The sequence below is a fragment of the Mycolicibacter heraklionensis genome (genome assembly GCF_019645815.1).
Classification (GTDB): Bacteria; Actinomycetota; Actinomycetes; order Mycobacteriales; family Mycobacteriaceae; genus Mycobacterium; species Mycobacterium heraklionense.
The window spans coordinates 3,859,918-3,880,075 of the sequence record NZ_CP080997.1 but is presented as its reverse complement, the minus strand read 5'-3'; the positions used below and the strand labels follow the sequence as shown (position 1 = coordinate 3,880,075).

Below are 20,158 nucleotides of genomic sequence, written 5' to 3'. Positions count from 1 at the left end.
AAAAGCCTCAGCATTCCCTCATCGGAGAAGGGTTTTCATCAAAACGGACGGACTGTCGCAAAATATAATCTTGCGCACACGTCAATAGGTGTGGAACCGCTGAAAACCTGGTGTGAGCTGTAGTTATCCGGAAACTATTGGTGTATAGGAGGTCGAAGTTCCGGGGTCTCCCGCTCGATTTCGGCGAATTTTCTCGATCCGTACATTCGCATCGTTTCTCAGCCTAATGTCAGTTATGTTGCATGAATTGGTATGGCGCCTAAGGGGCGCGCACTGAAAATTTGAGGAGATGTCGATGCACCAATCACTTCGTCCCTACGTCACCGCGGGTGTAGCGGTGCTGGGCGCCAGCACGATCGCTGTCACTCCCGTGGTCGCCGCTTCGGCCGTCGAGCATTCCCCCGCGCTGCGGCTCACCGCCGGCGAGGGCTTCTTCGGCGCCTGGCAGGACGTCTTCAACACCGCGTCCGCCAATGCCACGCAGCTCGCCAACAACTTCCTGATCGCCCCCGAAGTGGGGCTGCAGCAGTTCATCGTCAACCAGCAAGCCCTCTGGGGGGAGGTCTCCGACGGCACCAAGACCATCCAGGACGCGCTCACTGAGATTCAGGGCAACTTCCAGATGCTCGGGTCGGCGCTGACGCTGAACGTCGACACGTCCGAGGACGCCGGCAAGGCCATCTGGGATGCGGTGACCCCGCATACCCTCGACGGGTTGCGCGGCCTCATGGTCAGCCTGTTGCCCGGCTTCCTGCCCGAAGACTCCGGGATCGACCCCGATCAGGTGACCGACATTCTGCAGTTCCTGTCGTCGCCGTTGAGCGCCATGCTGATCGGGTCCCTGGGGCCGTCTATCAGCCCGCTGGTGGCATTGGTCAACAGCGTCACCGACGTCTCCAATGCGCTGAACGGTGACACCCCGGACTTCGAGGCGGCGTTCAACGATCTACTCAATATTCCCGCCAATATGGTCAACGGATTCCTCAACGGCGCCGACCTGAATCTCGATGCGCTGGTGCCGACCATCAACGACGCGGGCCTGCTGCCGGAGGGCATGGAGCTCACCGCGCTCGACTTTGCGTTTGGTGGGCTATTGAGCCCCGGCATCGCGGGCGGGGCCGGCGACCAGGGCACCTACACCTTTGCCGATGGCACCACGGTGGACCCGGTGGGCGGGTCGATCTTCAACAGCTTGGGTCTGACGCTCACCGGTGTCCCGATCCTTGACACGCTGACCCTCGACAGCGTGCCCATCGGTCCGATCGCGGCGATGGAGCAGTGGTCGCAGGTCATGGGGGTGCTGCTCGGCGATAACTGGGATGGCAAGGGCGCCGAGCAGATTCCGCCCCTTTTCGGGCTCGACCCGATCGGCGACATGTTGTCCGACGTCTAGACACACCACAGCGGTTGCGGCCGTCGGGTTCCCGCCCGGCGGCCGCGATCGCTTCCAGCGCGCTACTTGAACAGCGCGGCGATCTTCTCTTCCGGGCCCACCGGCTCCGGCAGTGCGTCGAGTGCCTCGGTCCGGGGCAGGGCCACCTGCGGGTTGGCGAAGTCTCGGAAGGTCTTGTCGCCCACCAGTTGCGCCAGCAGGTATCCGGCCAGCAGGGCCCGCACCCGCCGCTGGGTGCGCCGGTCCGAGGTCGGCAAGCCGAAGAATCCGGTCAGCCGGCGGCCCTGCGGCAAACCGGCCGGCGACACCTTGCCGATCACTCGCAGCGTGGAAAGCTGCCACGCATGCGCCAGCTCGATCGCGTTGGAACGCAATGCTTTCGGATCGTCGGGGCTGCTGAACACCACGCCCGGCACGTCCAGCGTCAACGCCGCCTGCTCGGCGGGCGGTGTGGTGACGGTCGGAAAAATTGCTGCCACCGCTTTGGGTTTGACAGACAACGTGGTCGCAGCGAGTACCGCAGCCGAACCGCCGAAGCCGTGACCGGCCACCGCGAGTCGGTCGCGGTCGACGCTGATCCGGCCCGGCCCCAACCGGACGTCGGTGGCAATTTCCAGGGCGCGGCCCAGGTCAGCGGCCAGGTCCAGCACCGACGGAGCCAGCCCCCGCCCGGTGTCGGGCGCCGCCGCCACGATGCCCCAGGAAGCCAGGTGCTCCAGCAATCCGGCGTAGCGATCGGCCCCGGTCAGCCAGTCGTGGCCGAAGGCCACCGCCGGAAGGCGGTAGCCGGACTGTGGGGTGTACACCACTCCGGCCAGGCCGGCGTAGGCCAGATCCCCGCGTAGGACGCGATGCGGGCCGGGTCGGGTCAACGCGGCGTAAAGGCGCTTGATGCTGGCCATCCGATGACGGTAACGCACGCCGGAGCGGACGTTGAGCTCTCAGCCCTGCCGTGCCTTCCAGTACTGCAGCGCCACCGCCCGCTGGGCTGCGGCGGCGGCCTGGGCCGCCGCCATGGGCTCAGCGGGACCGGCGCCGGAGTCCTGCGCCGCCCGCCATTGCGCCAGCGCGGTGAACTCTCCGTCGAGGAACTTCTGCCGAGCGGCCTGTCGTTGGATCTTGCCGCTGGAGGTGGTCGGGATCGAGCCCGGCTCAACCAGGACGACGGCGTGTGGCCCGATTCCGTGGTGGCGGGCGATAGCCGCGTTGATCGCGTCCAGCACGCCGGTGGCGTCACCGGCCGATCGGACCTCTTGTACCACCACGAGTTGTTCCCCGGCACCGGGTTTCGGCGCCACCGAGAAGGCCGCACCGCGGCCGGACAGCAGCGCCGGATGGCTGCCCTGCACCGTCTTTTCGATGTCGTTGGGGTAGTAGTTGTTGCCGCGGAGAATGATCAGGTCTTTGCAGCGTCCGGTGATGAACACCTCGCCTTCTCGCAGGAAGCCCAGATCCCCGGTGCGCAGGAAGGGCCCTTCGCCGGTCTCGGCCAGGTATGCGCCGAACGTCTGCTCGGTGTCCTCCGGTTTGCCCCGGTAACCGTGGGCCACGCACGGACCCGAAATCCAGATCTCGCCGATCTGCTCGGCGTCGCGGCGCCGGCGAGTCTCCGGGTCGGCGATCACGATCTGCTGACCGCCTCGGGGGCGACCGCACCCCACCAGCTCCACGACACCGGGATCGTCGTCGGCGGCGTCGGTGATTTCGACGACCCGATCTTCGCCCAGCGCCTTGCGGTCGATGTGTCGGACTACCGGCGCGGCGGCGTCCGATCCACCCGAGACCAGCAGGGTGGCCTCGGCCAAGCCGTACACCGGTAGGAAAGCCTCCGGCCGGAATCCGGCGGGCGCGAAAGCCTCGGCGAAGGCGCGCAGGGTGCTGGCCTGTACCGGCTCGGCGCCGTTCATCGCGGTCGACCATTGCGACAGGTCCAGCGCCGCGCGCTCCTCGGCGGTGCTGCGTTCGACGCACAGCTGGTAGGCGAAATTCGGTGCGGTGGCGATGGTGGCGCGGTATCGGGACATGGCCTCCAGCCAGCGCATCGGGCGGGTGATGAAGCCTGCCGGCGACATCAGCACCGTGGTGCCGCCGACGTACACGCTCTGCAGGATGCCGCCGATCAAGCCCATGTCGTGGTGTTGGGGCAGCCAGCACACCGCGACCTTCTGGTCGTCGCCGCCCCACGCCTCGTGGATCGCAACCAGGTTCGCCAGTAGGTTGCCGTGCGTCACCACGACGCCCTTGGGTGCCCTGGTAGAGCCGGAGGTGTATTGCAGGGTGGCGGTGGTGTCGCCGTCGATGTCTGGCGGTTCCCAGCTGTCCGGGTCCGCGCCGGGATCCTCTGGGGCCAGCCACCGCAGGGGGCGCCTGGTCATACCGTCGACCTGTGCCTTGACCCTGTCTTGCGTGGTGGCGTCCGCCAGGGCGAAACCGGCTCGCGCGTCGGGGGCGATCAGCGTCAACCGCCCGAGCCGGTCCTGCACCGGCACGGCAACCGCGCCGGCGTACAGGCAGCCGAAGTAGGCCGCGACGCTGTCGAGACCCGGCCGGCAGACGACAAGCACACGACGTCCCGCCGCTCCCTGTTGTTGCAGATCCGCCGCGATCGCCCGCGCGCTGCGGTCGAGTTCGGCGTAGGTCAGCTGACTGTGTTCCTCCAGGCCATCCGGGGCGAACACGAACGCGACTTTGTCCCGATAGCGGTCTGCCTGCTGACGCAGCAGTTCCACCAGGGTGCGTGCGGTGGCTGGGCTGTCCTCTGGCATGTCGTCACCTAGACCGTCGTTTCCTGGCCGACCCCGCCGCGGGTCGTCGCGCGGCTTCCCAACATAACCGCTGTGGGCTCGAGCCGAGCTGAGTTAGCTGCGACGTTCTGGGAGCAGCCCAAGAAATCAGATGCCCGAAAAGCCCGCATCGGTGGCGAAACAGCACACCAAGATGCCGGAAATCTGGGACCGAGGCCTTGTGTCACAGCTTTCTATTATCTATGATCTTAGTCACACTCAGTTTTTTCCACTGTCACGACACTGGATGTTGAGGAGTTGGTCAAATGAATCCGACATTGCGTCCCTTTGTCACCGCCGGCGTTGCGCTGGTAGGTGCCGGTCTGATCACTGTCACGCCGGTGGCCACGCCCATGATCGAGGCGCACGCGATGCATGACGTCGCTCTGACCGCCGACCTCGATTTCACCGGAGCGTGGGCCGACGCCTTCAATACCGCGGAAGTCAACTTCGGGCACCTGCAGACCGCGATGCAGGACGCCAACAGCGCACTGAGCGACGCGCTGAGCAACGCCGATCTGAGCAACCTGGACTTCGAGCAGCTGGGTGCCGCCCTGACGTTCCTGGGTGGCGACCAGAAGGGCTTCCTTAACCCGCTGGCTGAATTTACGACGAGCCTCCCCTCGGGCGACGGCGGGATTGGGAGCCCAGGCTTCTTCCTGGGCAACTTCTTGCTCTACGGCCTGCTCAGCAACCAAGGGGAAGCCTTGGCTCCCGGGCTCATTCCGGCAATTCCCGACCCGATCCCGGAGATCGTCCAAGTCCTGACCTCGCCGCTGTCCGGTGTGCTGATCGGCGCCCTGGGGCCGTCCCTGTCGCCGCTGGTGGCGCTGATCAACAGCATCGAAGCCATCAGCGCCAATCTCGGCGGCGACAACCCAGACACCACGGCAGCGTTGCAGGAGCTGATCAACATCCCGGCCAATATGTTCAACGGCCTACTCAACGGCGCCACGCTCAACCTGGATTTCCTGATCCCGACGGTCACCGAAGCCGGCCTGCTGCCGGAGGGCGTTGACATTTCCGGCCTGAGCTTCGCCTTCGGCGGGCTGCTGTCCCCGGGAGAAGTCGGCGGCAATATCGATGCTTTGTCCGCGTCCGAACTTCCTCCGCCCATCTACGGTGGCGGCTCGATCCTCAACGCGCTCGGTATCACCGTTTCGGTCACCGATCCGCTCACCCTCGACCTGACATTCGGCCCGGGTCAGGGGGTCGGGTTGACCGGCGCGCTAGCCGGCTTGGAGCAGGTGCTCGCATTGCTGCTCAGCGGCAACTTGGACTTCGACGGGCCGCCTCCCGCGGATGCCCCGGATCCTGCGGCTGCTAGCGACTTCGACTTCGGAGCCCTGTTGGCCGACCTGTTCGGTGGGTCGCAGTAACGATCTGAGGAGATCGCCTGCGCCGGTCTGGCGGCGGCGTGCATAGCCGCCGCTGACCTGCGCGATTGCCTGGTGTGGGCTGCGGGTGCACTACCCTGAACAGCTATGTGTGGAATCGTCGGCTACGTCGGGCAACGGCCTGCTCGCGACGTGGTCGTCGAGGCCCTGCGCCGCATGGAATACCGCGGTTACGACTCCGCTGGAATCGCCGTCGTCGACGGGATCGGGCAGCTGACCGTCCGGCGCCGTGCCGGCCGGCTGGCCAACCTGGAAGCCGAACTGGCCGCGACCGATCCCGCGCTGCTGGCCGGGGGCACCGGCCTGGGCCATACCCGCTGGGCCACCCACGGCCGTCCCACCGACCACAACGCCCACCCGCACTGCGACACGGCCGGCAAGTTCGCCGTGGTGCACAACGGCATCATCGAGAACTTCGCCGTGCTGCGCGACGAGCTGGAACGCGCCGGGGTGGAGTTCACCAGCGAGACCGACAGCGAGGTGACCGTCCACCTGCTGGCGCGCCAGTACCGCGACGGCGACACCGCCGGGGACTTCGTGGCCTCCGCGCTGGCGGTGCTGCGCCGGCTCGAGGGTCACTTCACCGTGGTGTTCGCCCACGCCGACGAGCCGGGCACGATCGTGGCGGCGCGTCGGTCCACCCCGCTGGTGGTCGGGATCGGTGACGGCGAGATGTTCCTGGGCTCGGATGTGGCGGCGTTCATCCCCTTCACCCGCGAAGCCGTCGAGCTGGGGCAGGACCAGGCCGTGGTCATCACCGCCGACAGCTACCGCATCACCGACTTCCACGGCACCGACGACGCCGCCAACGCCAGGCGTTTTCACATCGACTGGGACCTGTCGGCCGCCGAGAAGGGCGGCTACGAGTACTTCATGCTCAAAGAGATCGCCGAGCAGCCCACCGCGGTGGCCGAGACGCTGTTGGGGCACTTCGAGGACGGCCGGATCGTGCTCGACGAGCAGCGCTTGAGCGACCAGGAGCTGCGCGAGATCGACAAGGTGTTCGTCGTGGCCTGCGGCACCGCGTACCACTCCGGCCTGTTGGCCAAGTACGCGATCGAGCACTGGACGCGGCTGCCGGTGGAAGTCGAACTGGCCAGCGAGTTCCGTTACCGCGACCCGGTGCTGGACCGCAGCACCCTGGTGGTGGCGATCAGCCAGTCCGGCGAAACCGCCGACACCCTGGAGGCTGTGCGGCACGCCAAGGAGCAGAAGGCCAAGGTGCTCGCGGTCTGCAACACCAACGGCTCGCAGATCCCGCGCGAGTGCGACGCGGTGCTCTACACCCGTGCCGGGCCGGAGATCGGTGTCGCGTCGACGAAGACGTTCCTGGCGCAGATCACCGCGAACTACCTGGTCGGTCTGGCGCTGGCACAGGCCCGGGGCACCAAGTACCCCGACGAGGTCGAGCACGAGTACCGGCAGCTGGAGGCGATGCCCGAACTGGTGTCGCATGTGCTGGCAGGCATCGACTCGGTCGCCGAGTTGGCCCGGCAGTTCGCGTCGTCGAGCGCGGTGCTCTTTCTCGGCCGCCACGTCGGCTACCCGGTGGCGCTGGAAGGCGCGCTCAAGCTCAAAGAACTCGCGTACATGCACGCCGAAGGTTTTGCCGCCGGTGAACTCAAGCACGGTCCGATCGCCCTGATCGAGGATGACCTGCCGGTGATCGTCGTGATGCCTTCGCCGAAGAACGCGGCGATGTTGCACTCCAAGCTGCTCTCCAACATTCGCGAGATCCAGGCCCGCGGTGCCGTCACCATCGTGATCGCCGAAGAGGGCGACGAGACGGTGCGCCCCTACGCCGACCACTTGATCGAAATCCCTGCGGTGTCAACGCTGTACCAGCCGCTGCTGTCGACCATCCCCCTGCAGGTGTTTGCTGCCGGGGTGGCGCAGGCCCGCGGCTACGACGTGGACAAGCCGCGCAACCTGGCCAAGTCAGTCACCGTCGAGTAGCGGGAGCCTTCAGTGCGTCAATTGTTGGCGGTGGTGTGCGCCGCGATAGCTGTGTTTACCCAGGTGCCGAATGCTGTTGCGGCGAACGAGGTTCCCGACCTCGATCCGCTCTTCGACGACAGCGGACCGCTGCCCGGCTCGGTCGGTGACCTGACCGGAATCCCGGATCTGGCGTTCACCACCCCGTCGGGCCTGGCCTGCCGAAAGAGTCGCGGCAAAGTGACGCACAGTGTGGCCTGTGCCGGGAATCTCGTGGGCGCCCCGGCGGGAACCCGCAGCGTCAGCCTTGGGACCGTATATGCCGACGGCAACGGTCCGGCGCAGTTCATGCCGATGGCGCCTGCCGGGCTCCTCGGCGATCCCGCAAAGGTTCCGTCGATCATGTTGGCGCCCGGCCACAAGATCGTGTTCTGGGATTTCTCGCCCACCGAATCGCTGGTCTGCGGTGCACCGATGGGTACCGAGGTGGCCTGCGTGCTCAAGGCCGCGCGCGAGAGCGGCGGCAAGAGCGGTGGCCCGGCGGTGACCCACGGATTCGTCATTTCGGCGCCGCACAGCGAAGTCTTCTAACGCGGCACAGTTCCCGGCAACATCGACAGCCAACGGCGGTTCAGTTGTTCGCCGGCAATGCCGCTGAGCCCGAGCCCGGTTGCTGGTGCGCACGAGGCGTCGCCGCGTCCGCATAGGTAGACGAATCAGTTGCTATAGAGAACTCAGTCATCTTTAATGTAAATCTGGGCTCATAGCAAGACAGATTTCATCGAAATCATACCCGGGCTGTCCTCGGGTTAGTGGCTCTGAGCTGACTTCCACGCAACGCAAGGAGCATGCGAATGACCGGTCGTCGCAACGCTGGACAACGTCGTTCAGTACGGGGACGCGGGATGCGACGTCGTGCCGTCGGCGCTGGAGGCGCCCTGAGCGCCTTCTTTGGGTTCGGGATTGCGCCACTGGCCGCCACGCCGGTCGCGAGTGCCGAAGTTGGTGACGTGATCATCGATTCGGTGACCTCGTTGTTCGAGTCGTCGACCTGGACGGACCACGACGCCCTGGGCGCCACCTGGGACGCCCTGCTCCTGCAGCAAAACTGGGACGACCTGTTCGTGCACCTGGGTGACGCCAATTTCGGTGGAGCTCTGTTCAACGAGCTCGTCTATACGCCACTTCACGACTCCACCAGCGCCTGGATTAACAGCTCAGACGGCCAGCTGTTCGCCAACTTCGTCAACTCACTGTCGGGTCAGTACCTGATCGGCGACGGCGCCGACGGCACAGCAGCTAACCCCAATGGTGGCGATGCCGGACTGTTGTTCGGCGATGGTGGTAATGGCTACGGCTACTATGGCAGCGGGGGCAACGCCGGATGGCTGTTCGGCAACGGCGGTGATGCCGGAAGTGCCGTCGACACCGTCAACGCCGGCATCCACAACGCCGGCTACCTTCCCGGTGCCGCTGACGCCACCAGCATCGTCGTTCCAGGTCCGATCAACGGCACGCCCGGACAGGGCGGGAACGCGGCCTTCCTATTCGGAAATGGCGGCAACGGCACCGACGGTGGCGATGGTCAATTCGGAGGTAACGGCGGCGCCGGAGGCGCCGGAGGTAGCGGAGGCTTCATCTGGGGTACCGGCGGCAATGGCGGCAATGGTGGGGCCGGTGGCGCGGGCACCGCACTGCATATTGATGGCGGCGCCGGAGGCGCAGGCGGCGTCGGTGGTAGCGGCGGCCTCTGGTTCAGCAGCGGCGGCAATGGCGGCAGCGGTGGTGTCGGCGGTACCGGCTCCGTCGGCAGCTCGGGAGCCGCAGGTGCAAACGGCGGCGCTGGCGGTAACGGTGGTGCCGGCGGCACCGGGGGCGCAGGAGGCGGCGGCGGACTGTTCTTCGGCAGCGGTGGCAATGGCGGACGCGGCGGTGACAGCGGGGCTGGGGGAAGCGGTGGTGTTGGCGGTGAAGGCACCGCCGAACATCATGACGGTGGCAACGGAGGAAACGGCGGTAATGCCGGTACAGCCGGCGCGGGTGGCGCTGCAGGATGGGGAGGGCTGTTAGGCAGCGGCGGCTACACCGGAGACGCCGGTTACATGAGCACCGCGGCCGCCAACGGCGGAAACGGCGGACACGGCTGGAACGCCACCACACCCGGAAGCGCCGGCGGTAACGGCGGTGCGGGCGGAGACGCCGGCACCTACGGCAACGGCGGAGCAGGTGGAACCGGGGGGACAGGTGCAACAGGCATCGCTGGGCCCGACGGCACAACTCCCACGGCCTCCGGCGGCGATGGCGGCAACGGATCGGCAGGCAACACCGGCGGTATCGGCGGGCGAGGTGGCGCAGGCGGCGCTGGCGGATTCTTCGGGGGGAACGGGGGCGTCGGTGGAACCGGCGGCACTGGCGGCACTGGTGGAACCGGCGGCACCGGTGGCCATGGCGGAGCAGGAGCGGCTGGTAGTGACGGCGGTGACGGCGGCGACGGTGGCGTTGGCGGCAGCGGCGGTCAAGGGGGGACTGGTGGCGTCGGCGGTGCAGCGAAGATACTCGGCTACACCGACGGCCGCGTCGGGGACAACGGAGCTGTAGGACAAGGTGGCGCAGGAGGGCGGGGCGGCAACGGCGGCGCCGGGGGAGCTGGCGACGCAACGCATCCCGATGGCGGCAACGGCGGCAAGGGTGGCAACGGCGGCAGCGGGACCAACGGAGCCGCCGGCCTCAATGACGTGGGCAACAACGGCGGCGATGGCACCGATGGCGGCGACGGCGGTGACGGTGGTGACGGTGGCTCCGGTGGTGCGGGCGGAGCGGCATTCGGTACCGGTGGAATAGGCGGCGTCGGCGGTGACGGCGGTAATGCCGGCAACGCCGGTGACGGCGGTAGAGGCGGTTTCGGCGTTGGCGGGGGTACGAACGCTTCCGCCGGTAACGGCGGCAACGGGGGAGATGGTGGAGTTCGCGGAACCGCGGGCAACGGCGGCATCGGAGGGCTGAATGGCAACGGCAGCCAAGCAGCACACGGTGATCAGGGTGCGGCAGGAACTGGCGGAAACGGCGGCAACGGAGGAAGCGGCGGCGACGGTGGGCGGCTCACCAGCCTCACGGGGCAAAACGGGGGGAACGGCGGCGCCGGCGGCACGGGTCGTGGCGTAGGTAGCACCGGGGGGGCCGGTGGCATCGGCGGGCAGGGCGGCGCTGGAAACGGCTACGGCGGTAAAGCCGGCAACGGCGGCGACGGCGGTAACGGCGGTAACGGCGTCGACGGGGCGCTGGCCACTCAGGGGGCGCGCGGCGGCGACGGTGGCTACGGCCTGCCGGGTGGGCGCGGCGGTAACGGCGGCAACGGCGGGGTGAGTGATGGCGGCGTGGGCGGTACCGGCGGGACTGGCGGCGGTAGTACCGCTGGTGGCCCGGGCGGAGCTGGCGGCGGCGGCGGCGCGGGCAACGGGGTCGGTAGCCGCGGCGGCGACGGCGGCGACGGCGGGGACGGTGGCGCGTCCTACGGTGGCAGCGGTGGCGTCGGAGGCAGCGGGGGCAACGCGGACAGCGGTGGCATTGGCGGCGCTGGAGGAAACGGTGGTGCTGGATCCGACAACGGCAGCCGCTACGGCGCCCGGGCGGGCGCCGGAGGCGACGGAGGCTCCGCCAGCAACAACGGCACAGGAGGCGCTGGTGGTAACGGCGGCGACGCAGGCACCAATAGCGGCGGTCAAGGTGGCGGATACGGCGGACGCGGTGGCGACGGCGGGAACGGTGACGGCGCTACCGGGGCACGGGGCGGCAACGGCGGTAACGGCGGTAACGGGAGCGGTGGATCAGGCGGTCGCGGGGGCAATGGCGGCCAGCTTGGCCCGAGCGGTGACGGCCACGGTGGGGAAGGTGGGAAGGGAGGCGACGGATACAACGGGCAGTACGGTGGGTCCGGCGGAGCGGGTGGAAACGGCAAACCCGACGGCACGCCTGGTACGTCCGGAACACCTGGGGAGACGCGCGGATAGGTCGTACTCCGCGAGCGAGCAAGCAACTCGACGGCCAGACCTGTTCAGCCGCAAGGACATTTCCCGTTCCGCCCGGGTCGGCGCGGGGGCCTCGGCGAGCCGAAGAACGGCTGTATAGCGGGCCTCGGCGAGCCGACGAGAGTCGACCAACAAGTGTTCCGTGCGTCGAAAATTCGGCGGTGAACGCGGTGGCGATGAGACGATGCAGCGGTCGCTCTCGACCACCAAGCTGACCGAGTGAGGGAGAACAGACTTGTCCAACGCTGATCCTGCTGTTCACGTCAGCCGGCCCCGGCTGCTTCTGATCTTCGGCATGACGGTCTTCTTCGTCGCGTCGTACCTGGTCACCGTTGCGCTGTATGAGCGTGCGGGGTGTGGATGCCCGCGCCACCTCACCGAAGGTCTGGCGTCATCCGATGGAACCACGGTGACCATCGACATCGAAGATCTCCAGACGGTGAAGGGCACCCTGACCGGCAAGGTCACCATCACCCCGGGTGCTGAACTTCTCGATCCGGTCAGGCACGGGCTCACCGAAGATCTGAGCATCGCGGTGCACTCCGCGGTCACGCCCACGAAGCGCACCTGGACCAAGGGCATGGTGCCCGGTGAGTTCCCGGTCCCGTTGACCATTTCGGGCAACTCGGCGAAGTGGCCGTTCGATCACTATCAGACCGGGCCGATCACCGTCGACGTCGTCCGCGGGAACGCCACGATGCCGGAACGGATGTCGGTGACGTTCGTCGACCACATCGCCGGCTGGAAGAACGAGATCGTCAGCGACCGCGACGACGGCGGACCGTACCGGATCGCACTGCACCGCTCGCCGAGCACGGTGGCTTTCGGTGCCGTGATCGTGGGTGTCCTGATCTCCTTGGCGCTGGTGGGCGTCATCGTCGCGAACCTGACCTTCCTGGGCTGGCGCAAATTCCAGCCGCCGATGACGACCTGGTATGCGGCAATGCTTTTCGCGGTGGTCCCGCTGAGAAACGCGCTGCCCGATGCTCCGCCGATCGGATCCTGGATCGACGTCACGGTCACACTCTGGGTGATCGTCGCGCTGGTGATGGCGATGATGGTCTTCATCTTCTGCTGGTGGCGCGACCTGAAACCCGAGCCCGACGCATCGGCCTGACAAGCTGCGCGGCAGTACGGTGAGCGGCATGCCCGTCACCGTCGACGAACTCCATCTTGCCGATCCGGCTGACACGTGGCGGTCGGCCGGGTTCAGCGTGGACCCCGACAACGTCTGCCGGGTGGGGGAGGTTCGGCTGCGGCTGACCGGAGGCGGCACCGGCATCCGCGGGTGGGCACTGCGGGGCTTGTCCCAGGACGGCCCGCTCGACGGTATCCCCACCTCCCGTTCCGCTGCGGCGGTCGCCGAGCCGGCCGCGCATCCGAACGGCGTGACCTCGATCGATCACGTTGTGCTGTTGTCCCCCAACCTGTCTCGCACCGTCGAGGCATTGGCTGCCGTCGGGCTGCAGTCGCGCCGGGTACGCGACGCCGAACTCGGCGGCCGGCCGATTCGGCAGATCTTCTTCCGGCTGGGTCCGGTGATCCTCGAGGTCGTCGGGTCGCCCGACACGATGGCGGACGGCCCGTCGTCGCTGTGGGGTATCACCTACGTCGTCGCCAATATCGAGGCGACGGCGTCGTTCTTCGGCGAGCGCACGTTGCCGGTGAAGGACGCCGTGCAGCCGGGTCGCCGGATCACCACGCTGCGGCATCGCGATCTGGGCATGTCGGTCCGCACCGCGATGATCTCGCCGCCTATCCTCAGCCGATGACCGAATCCACCGATGACGTGGTCGTCATTCACACCGACGGTGGGTGCCGGCCCAACCCGGGCCCCGGTGGTTGGGGCGCGGTGCTGCGCATGCGCCACCACGTTCGGGAGATGTGCGGTGGCGAGCCCGGCGAGACGAGCAACAACCGGATGGAGCTGACCGCTCCGATCGTGGCGCTGGAAGCCCTCACCCGGCCCGTGGTGGTACATCTGCACACCGACAGCACCTACGTCCGCAACGGCATCACCAAGTGGGTGTCAGGCTGGGAACGCAACGGCTGGCTGACCGCCGCCAAGCAGCCGGTGAAGAACGTCGACCTGTGGCAACGGCTTCAGGCCGCCTGCGCCCGTCACCAGGTCGAGTGGTTCTGGGTCAAAGGCCATTCAGGGGTCGCCGACAACGAGCTGGCCGATGCGTTGGCGACGCGGGGTCTACGGGAAGCGATCGCCGAGGCGGCGAGAGCCTAGGAGTCAGCCGCCCACCGCGAAGAGGTAGCCGCCGATGCCCGCGGCGCACGCCGCGGCCGGGCAGTAGTCCGTGAAGGCCATCATGAATACCCCCAGGACCGCCGCCGCACCACCCCCGACGACCGTCAGGACCAGTGCTGCGATAGACCCGGCGAGATCCGTCCGCGAGATCGGCGGCCTCGGCGGTGGGTAGCTCTGGGACATCCTCGGTGATGCTATCGATGCTCGTGCTCGGTGTGGCGAAGTGCCTCGCGGGCCAGCTGCACTCGGGTGGCCAGACCGAGCTTGGCGTAGACATGGGTGAGGTGGGTCTGTACCGTCCGCGGCGAGATGAACAGCTGCGCACCGATCTCTTTGTTGCCGAGTCCTTCGCCGGCCAACCGGGTCACCTCCAGTTCGGTCGGAGTCAGGGAACCCCAGCCGCTGGACGGGCGTTTGCGTTCGCCGCGTCCGCGTTGCGCGTAGCAGATCGCGTCGTCGGCGGACAGTGCGGCTCCGTCGGCCCAACAGTCGTCGAACACGGTGTCGGTCAGATCCTTTCGAACACGTTTCAGAGCCGAGTCGACCCACGGCCGGTAGATGGAGAAGCGAACAGTGGCCATCCGCCGGCGAGCGGCATCGGCCGCGCCGAACAGCCGAGCCGCCTCCTGATCGCGGATCGCGGGCAACGATGCGACGCATTCCAGGGCGTCGGGGACGAAGAGGAAAGCGCCGACAGACGCTGCGGTGCTCAGCGCGTCGTAGGCATCGCGCTCAGCCTGCTCCAGATCGCTGTGGGCAACCGCGATGTGGTAGCGGGTGGTCAGCGCCATAGCGCGATAACCACCTCCGGTGACCGACACCGCGGCGTCGGCCAGGCAGCGTGCCGTATCCAGATCGCCTTGGAGCCAGGCGATCTGAGCGGCCATGTTGGGGTCGAGAATGCTTCCCGCTTGGCTGGGGCCGTAGGAGCGGGTGGCCGAGTCGCTGGCGGGTCCGGCAGTCGTGAGATTGCCGGCCGACAAGTTCACAAAAGCCAGTGATGCGTAGGCGATACCGGCATGGGCCGGGCTGGCATCTGCGGTGACCAAGTCGATGGCCGCGTGGACGTTGTCCAGGGCGGAGTCGGTGTCGCCTCGGTAGGCCAGTGTGTTGGCGAGTATCACCCGTGCGGCGCACTCGCTGAGGATGTCGCGCATCGCGGCGGCTTCGGCGATGACGCCGCTGAGCAGATCGACAGACGTGTCGAGGTTCCCCTGAAACGTATGCCCGAGGCCGAGGAACCAGCCGCAGGTGCGGGAGAGGTAGCCATCACCAGTCGCGTCGGCGAGCGAGCGCGCCTGTTCACCGACCGAGCACGTCCTCACGGGGTCGCCCTCGCCCATCGCTGCGGCGTAGGTCCGCCACGTCAGGGCTTCGGCCAGGGTTCGGGTGTCGCCGGTCTGCTGGGCCAGACTGACCGCTTCGGTCAAGGCCGGCACGGCGATGTCGGCGTTGTAGGCGGTGACGCCGCCGTAGGCGGCCAGGGCGCGGGCCAGCAGCACCGGGTCGCCGATCTCGCGAGCGATGGACAAGGCCTGCTGGGCGCGATCCAGGTGATCGGTGATTCCCACGACGGCGTCCAGGGACACCCTGCCGGCCAGCGCCCGCGCATAGACGCCGGGATCGATCCGGACGAGATGGCGGTCATAATCGGCCAGCGCCGAGTCGAGCCACGCCATTCCTTCGAGTTGGCGACCTCCGCTGCGCCACAGCGGCTGTAGCGACGCGGCCAGGGCCAGAGCGGCTTTGGTGTCGGCGGTGTCACGGGACCAGGCGAAGGCGGCACGCAGGTTGTCGATCTCGGACTCGACCTGGTTGAGCCGGCGTTCGTGGCCGGCGACCGAGGGCGCGTCGAGTGCGGCGGCGATTCCGGCGTAATGGTCGCGGTGCCGCGTCCGCAGGGAATCGGCCTCGCCAGAGTCGCCGAGCTTCTCCAGTGCATACTGGCGCACCGTCTCCAAGAGTCGGTATCGCGTTCGGCCGGTAGTGTTTTCGGTATTCAACAGAGACTTGTCCACCAGCAGGGTGAGCAGATCGACCACTTCGTAGTGGTGCACCTGCCCGCCGGCGGCCACCGCTTGAGCGCCGTCGAGGTCGAAGCCGCCCGAGAACACCGAAAGCTGCCGGAGCAGCACCCGTTCGGGATCGCTGAGCAGCGCATGCGACCAATCCACGGATGCTCGCAGAGTCTGCTGGCGCCGCACCGCGGTGCGCGATCCGCCGGTCAACAGCCGGAAGCGATCATGCAGGCCGTCGACGATCTCGGTCAGTGACAGGGCGCGCACCCGCGCTGCGGCCAGTTCGATGGCCAGCGGCATGCCGTCGAGACGTCGGCAGATCTCGCATACCGCCGCCGCGTCGTCGCCGACGACACTGAACTCCGGACGCGCGAGCCGGGCGCGGTCGACGAACAGTTCGACTGCCTGGCTCTCGACCGCGAGTGGGGGAACCCGGCGTGTCTGTTCGCCGGCCACCGCGATGGGTTCTCGGCTGGTGGCCAACAAAGTCAGTGCCGGGCACGCGGCCAACAGTGTGTCGAACAGGGCGGCGCAGGCGTCGATCAGATGCTCACAATTGTCGAACAGCACGAGCATCCGACGATCGGCGATGCAGTCCACAATGGTGTCCACATTCGAGCGGCCCGGCTGATCCGGCAGGCCCAGTGATCGGGACGTCGCGACCGTCACCAACGCCGGGTCGGTGATCGGCACCAGGTCGACGTACCAGATCCCACCCGGGTAGTCACCGGCCATCTCGCCCGCGATCTGCGTTGCCAGGCGGGTCTTTCCGACTCCACCGGCGCCGGTCAGGGTGACCATCCGGTTGACGTCCAACAGCTGCCGTACGTCGGCCATCTCGTCGGTCCTGCCCACGAAACTGGTGCGTTGGTTCGGCAATCGGTACGCGCCCCCGGCTCGGGAGACTCGCAGCTCCGGAAAATCGTTGGGTAGGTCGCGGTGGCACAACTGCACGACTCGCTCCGGGCGGGACAGGCCGCGCAGGACATGGGTGCCAAGATCATTCAGCCAGACGCCGTCGGGAAGCAGATCGACGACCAAATCTGCTGTGGTTCCCGACAATACGGTCTGACCCCCGTGCCCCAATTCGCTCAGCAGGGTGGTGCGGTCGATGGCCGTTCCGGTGTAGTAGCCCGCGTCATCCAACTGCGTCTCGCCGGTATGCAGGCCGATTCGCAATCGGATCGGGGCCAGCCGAGATCGTTGCAGATCCAGTGCACATGCCACCGCATCGGACGCGCGGGCGAAGGCGATCACAAAGCTGTCGGCTTCGCGCCGACCGACCGGACAGACGCCATGGTGGGCGCTGATCAAACGGCTCAGCGTGCCATTCAGATCGGTGATCGCGCGGCCCATCTCATCCGGCTGGTTCTGCCACAACTCGGAGGCGTCGTCGACGTCGGCCCGCAGCAGCGTCACGATGCCGGTCGGTACAAGATCGCTCACGCCACCTGCGCTCCACTCCCAGGACACCACCGTCACCGGTGGAATCTCGCTCATGTTAGCCAGCGTCAACCGTTTCCGGAACGTGTTGGGCACGGCCGACATCGGCGGTTCGGGTCCGTCGCCTGCGATGGGCTTGCGCCACCCGGGCGACGAAGGCGGGCCGCAGCAGCCGCGAGGGCGGGTCGATCATTCCGGTCAGCCGCGCCAGTTGGCCGGAGACCAGCCGATCGGTCTCGGCGGCGGTCATCACCCAGTCGAGGTAGGCGTTGGTGAGCCGCATCGACACCGGACGCGGACCCTCCACCTCGGGCAATGCCAGATCGGAGCCGACCGCGGTCTGCCAGGCCACCCGGACCTTCTTCGCCGCGGCACGGAAGAACCGTTGCGGCCGATCCTGGTCGCCGCGGGTCAAACAGTCCCGCAACACCAGAGCTTCCATCGCTGCCACCGTCATCCCCTGGCCGTAGATCGGGTTGACGCTGCACATCGCATCACCGACCACGAGCAGACCACGCGGGAACCGGCGCATCCGGTCGTAACGGCGCCAGCGGCTGGACGGAATCCGGTAGCGGGTCACCTCGCCCAGCGGTTCGGCCGCCGCCCAGGCCGCCAACGCGTGTGGCGGCGCGAACGGCGCGGCGAAGGCGATCAACTCCTCCCGCGTGCCGGGTGGTTGCGTGCCGGTCATACCGCTCACCAGCACCATCACGGGTCCGTCTTCCTGAGCGGTGCACGCGAAGGTCGTGGGCCGGCCGGGTTCCGGGCCGATGAGGATCAAATCCTCCGGCAACGCGCCCGGCCGAAAACGCAGCGACTGGCTGGCATAGGTCAGTCGGATCACCAGCTCGTCCTCGGGGGGCCGACGGTAGCCGAGTGCGTCCAGAAACACCGGAGTGCGAGAGCCCCGTCCGGTCGCGTCGACCACCAGTTCGGCGTCCAGCTCCTGCTCCGTGCGGCCCGCGCCGACGCGAACGCCGGTCACCCGGTCGCCGGCTTCGGTGGCGGTCAACCCGAGCACGGTGTGCCCGTCGAGGACCGTGACATTCGGGATGGCCGTCAACCGGCGTCGTACCTGGTGTTCCAGCAGCGGCCGGCTGGGAAAGTACAGCGAGTTCGCCACCGTCTTGGGCAGCGTCCCGTGCTGAATTGACTGGTGCCCAAGGTATTTGATGCACAACCGGGACAGATCGCCGTCGTCCCACGTCGGAACACCCCGGTGCAGCAGTTCGTCGAGGATGCCGGGAAACAGCTCCTCCAGAATCTCCGTGCAGCGGGCCAGCGGGATATGGGCCTGACCGCTCTGTGGTACGCCGCGCCGCGGAGTGGCGCTGTCGCACAGCACATCGCGCTCCACGATGGTCACGTGTTGATAGAAGTCGGCGAGCACCCGAGCCGCGAGCAGTCCGGCGATGCTGCCGCCGAGGACGACGGCGTGGTTTCCACTGTGTGCGCTCATCGGGGTTCCTTTCAGATGTCGCCTGAGTCGACTATCTGGGTGCAGGAGTCGGGAAACATCCGCCAATGCGCGTAGATCGGTTCCGGGCGACATTGACCCGCGCGCCCGCCGCTCGTAGTTTGAAGATCTGACGGCGAACAGGGAGGCTTCGCGTGGCGCGGCGGGTATTGGCGGTGGCGGTCACCTCGGTGGCCCTGCTGATGGCAGTGCCGAACGCGCTGGCGGCACCGGGTATCCCCGATGTGGACTCCCTGATCGATGACAGCGGACCGCTGCCCGATTCAGTCAGCGACCTGCAGAAGGTTCCCAACGCGGTCTTCGCCACCGACTCCGGGCTGGTCTGCACGCTGCGGCAGGGCCGGATCACTCATGACGTCCACTGCGCCGGCGACATTCCGGGGGCGCCGCGCGACGCCGGCGCGGTGGAGCTGCCCGGGATCTACGGGAAGGAAAGCATCCCGGCGCGTTTCCTTCCCGCTCCGCCGGACGCCCTGGTCGCCGCAAGCCCGCCGGCCGCAAAGCTTCCGGTGGGCCACAAGATCGTGTTCTGGGATTTCCCGCCCGCCCAGTCGATGGTCTGCGGGGTTCCGCCGGCCACCGACCTGGTCTGTGTGCTCAGGGAGCCCCAGGATCCCGGCGCGGTGAGTCCGGTGGTCACCCACGGCTTCGTCATCGCCGCACCGCAGAGCTGGGTTTTCTAGACCGCCTCACGGATGCCGGGCGGTGACTCCACCGTCGACGACGACCTGGGTTCCGGTGATGAACGACGCCCGCGGCGACATCAGGAACGCCACCGCCTGGGCGACCTCCGCCGGTTGACCGATACGTCCCAGCGGCGCAGCGGCCACAAAGCCGGCCGCGACCTCTTCGACGTCGAGCGCGATCTGCAGCATCGGGGTTTCGATGAAGCCCGGGCAGACCGCGTTGACGCGGATTCCGGCCGGGCCCAGCTGGGCGGCCATCGACCTGGTCAGCCCCAGCAGCCCGGCCTTGGAGGCGCAGTAGGCCGGGATGAACGGGTTGGCGGTCAGGCCCTCGATGCTGGAGATACCGACCACGGCCGGGTCGCCGCCGGCCCGGGCGACAGCCTCCAGGTGCGGCAGCATCAACTGCACCAGCATCGCCTGGGCGCGCAGGTTGACATCCATGACGGCATCCCAGGATTCGCCGGTGTAGGCGCCCACCGGCTCGGGCAGCACCCGGCCCGCGGCGTGCACCAGCCCGTCGATTCCGTCCAGCGCCTCGGCTGCCGCCGCGATCGCAGCGGGCATCCCGGCGTCGTCGCAGACGTCGACCACCGCACCGGGCATCCCCAAACTCTCGGCAGCGTCCCGGACGGTCGGGGCGATGTCCCACAACGCGACCCGGCGGCCGTCGGCCACGAGCGCCTCGGCGCAGGCCCGGCCGATTCCCGATGCTGCCCCAGTGACGACAACTCCGCTCAC

At 67.7% G+C, this 20,158-nt stretch carries 15 protein-coding genes; 9 read left to right on the top strand and 6 right to left on the bottom strand.

Annotated elements, in window-relative coordinates; genetic code table 11:
* The first annotated feature begins 295 nt into the window (after window positions 1-295).
* Window positions 296-1,393 (top strand): outer membrane porin GjpA, encoded by a 1,098-nt coding sequence (gene gjpA / locus K3U94_RS18365; protein WP_131721552.1) that lies wholly within the window; start codon window positions 296-298, stop codon window positions 1,391-1,393.
* A gap of 62 nt (window positions 1,394-1,455) precedes the next feature.
* Here the strand turns inward: gjpA (K3U94_RS18365) and K3U94_RS18360 are convergent, their stop codons facing one another.
* Both K3U94_RS18360 and K3U94_RS18355 read right to left on the bottom strand, forming a co-directional pair.
* Window positions 1,456-2,295 (bottom strand): dienelactone hydrolase family protein, encoded by an 840-nt coding sequence (locus K3U94_RS18360; protein ID WP_220694638.1) that lies wholly within the window; start codon window positions 2,293-2,295, stop codon window positions 1,456-1,458.
* 39 nt (window positions 2,296-2,334) lie between these two features.
* A complete protein-coding gene (locus K3U94_RS18355; protein ID WP_220694637.1) occupies window positions 2,335-4,158 on the bottom strand; it encodes a fatty acyl-AMP ligase in 1,824 nt (607 codons plus the stop codon).
* Window positions 4,159-4,442: 284 nt separating this feature from the next.
* Between K3U94_RS18355 and gjpA (K3U94_RS18350) the strand changes: the two genes are divergently transcribed.
* The 7 genes from gjpA (K3U94_RS18350) to rnhA all read left to right on the top strand — a co-directional run bounded on the left by gjpA (K3U94_RS18350) (window position 4,443) and on the right by rnhA (window position 13,772).
* The gene (gene gjpA / locus K3U94_RS18350; protein ID WP_220694636.1) at window positions 4,443-5,555 is read left to right on the top strand and encodes an outer membrane porin GjpA; all 1,113 of its coding nucleotides are present in this window, start codon (window positions 4,443-4,445) and stop codon (window positions 5,553-5,555) included.
* Between the two features lie 105 nt (window positions 5,556-5,660).
* Window positions 5,661-7,529, top strand: a complete 1,869-nt coding sequence (glmS, locus tag K3U94_RS18345) for a glutamine--fructose-6-phosphate transaminase (isomerizing) (protein ID WP_220694635.1) — start codon at window positions 5,661-5,663, stop codon at window positions 7,527-7,529.
* A 63-nt stretch (window positions 7,530-7,592) separates the two neighbouring features.
* The gene (locus K3U94_RS18340; RefSeq protein ID WP_230987219.1) at window positions 7,593-8,099 is read left to right on the top strand and encodes a cupredoxin domain-containing protein; all 507 of its coding nucleotides are present in this window, start codon (window positions 7,593-7,595) and stop codon (window positions 8,097-8,099) included.
* Window positions 8,100-8,413: 314 nt separating this feature from the next.
* Window positions 8,414-11,515, top strand: coding sequence for a hypothetical protein (locus K3U94_RS18335; RefSeq protein ID WP_220694634.1), 3,102 nt, complete (start codon window positions 8,414-8,416; stop codon window positions 11,513-11,515).
* A gap of 313 nt (window positions 11,516-11,828) precedes the next feature.
* Window positions 11,829-12,650, top strand: a complete 822-nt coding sequence (locus K3U94_RS18330) for a DUF4436 domain-containing protein (RefSeq protein ID WP_220696865.1) — start codon at window positions 11,829-11,831, stop codon at window positions 12,648-12,650.
* 28 nt (window positions 12,651-12,678) lie between these two features.
* Complete coding sequence (locus tag K3U94_RS18325) at window positions 12,679-13,305, top strand: glyoxalase (protein WP_220694633.1); 627 nt, start codon at window positions 12,679-12,681, stop codon at window positions 13,303-13,305.
* Entirely contained in the window at window positions 13,302-13,772 is a 471-nt protein-coding gene (gene rnhA / locus K3U94_RS18320) for a ribonuclease HI (RefSeq protein WP_047321379.1), read from the top strand. The genes K3U94_RS18325 and rnhA overlap by 4 nt, the downstream gene beginning before the upstream one ends.
* 3 nt (window positions 13,773-13,775) lie before the next feature.
* On the opposite strand, the gene K3U94_RS18315 is transcribed toward rnhA, so the two are convergent.
* The 3 genes from K3U94_RS18315 to K3U94_RS18305 are packed head-to-tail and all read right to left on the bottom strand — an operon-like array spanning window position 13,776 to window position 18,713.
* The gene (locus tag K3U94_RS18315; RefSeq protein WP_047321390.1) at window positions 13,776-13,976 is read right to left on the bottom strand and encodes a hypothetical protein; all 201 of its coding nucleotides are present in this window, start codon (window positions 13,974-13,976) and stop codon (window positions 13,776-13,778) included.
* An 11-nt stretch (window positions 13,977-13,987) separates the two neighbouring features.
* Window positions 13,988-17,311, bottom strand: coding sequence for a LuxR C-terminal-related transcriptional regulator (locus K3U94_RS18310; RefSeq protein WP_220694632.1), 3,324 nt, complete (start codon window positions 17,309-17,311; stop codon window positions 13,988-13,990).
* Between the two features lies 1 nt (window position 17,312).
* Window positions 17,313-18,713, bottom strand: a complete 1,401-nt coding sequence (locus K3U94_RS18305; RefSeq protein ID WP_220694631.1) for an FAD-dependent oxidoreductase — start codon at window positions 18,711-18,713, stop codon at window positions 17,313-17,315.
* A gap of 152 nt (window positions 18,714-18,865) precedes the next feature.
* On the opposite strand from K3U94_RS18305, the gene K3U94_RS18300 reads away from it, so the two are divergent.
* Entirely contained in the window at window positions 18,866-19,414 is a 549-nt protein-coding gene (locus tag K3U94_RS18300; RefSeq protein ID WP_230987217.1) for a hypothetical protein, read from the top strand.
* Window positions 19,415-19,420: 6 nt separating this feature from the next.
* Here the strand turns inward: K3U94_RS18300 and K3U94_RS18295 are convergent, their stop codons facing one another.
* The gene (locus K3U94_RS18295; RefSeq protein WP_220694630.1) at window positions 19,421-20,158 is read right to left on the bottom strand and encodes an SDR family NAD(P)-dependent oxidoreductase; all 738 of its coding nucleotides are present in this window, start codon (window positions 20,156-20,158) and stop codon (window positions 19,421-19,423) included.

Coding starts and splice junctions, on each gene's coding strand:
- K3U94_RS18305 (WP_220694631.1), bottom strand. CDS start 18,713: ATGAGCGCACACAGTGGAAACCACGCCGTCGTCCTCGGCGGCAGCATC.
- K3U94_RS18310 (WP_220694632.1), bottom strand. CDS start 17,311: ATGAGCGAGATTCCACCGGTGACGGTGGTGTCCTGGGAGTGGAGCGCA.
- rnhA (WP_047321379.1), top strand. CDS start 13,302: ATGACCGAATCCACCGATGACGTGGTCGTCATTCACACCGACGGTGGG.
- K3U94_RS18315 (WP_047321390.1), bottom strand. CDS start 13,976: ATGTCCCAGAGCTACCCACCGCCGAGGCCGCCGATCTCGCGGACGGAT.
- glmS (WP_220694635.1), top strand. CDS start 5,661: ATGTGTGGAATCGTCGGCTACGTCGGGCAACGGCCTGCTCGCGACGTG.
- K3U94_RS18335 (WP_220694634.1), top strand. CDS start 8,414: ATGCGACGTCGTGCCGTCGGCGCTGGAGGCGCCCTGAGCGCCTTCTTT.
- gjpA (WP_220694636.1), top strand. CDS start 4,443: ATGAATCCGACATTGCGTCCCTTTGTCACCGCCGGCGTTGCGCTGGTA.
- K3U94_RS18355 (WP_220694637.1), bottom strand. CDS start 4,158: ATGCCAGAGGACAGCCCAGCCACCGCACGCACCCTGGTGGAACTGCTG.
- K3U94_RS18360 (WP_220694638.1), bottom strand. CDS start 2,295: ATGGCCAGCATCAAGCGCCTTTACGCCGCGTTGACCCGACCCGGCCCG.
- K3U94_RS18330 (WP_220696865.1), top strand. CDS start 11,829: ATGACGGTCTTCTTCGTCGCGTCGTACCTGGTCACCGTTGCGCTGTAT.
- gjpA (WP_131721552.1), top strand. CDS start 296: ATGCACCAATCACTTCGTCCCTACGTCACCGCGGGTGTAGCGGTGCTG.
- K3U94_RS18325 (WP_220694633.1), top strand. CDS start 12,679: ATGCCCGTCACCGTCGACGAACTCCATCTTGCCGATCCGGCTGACACG.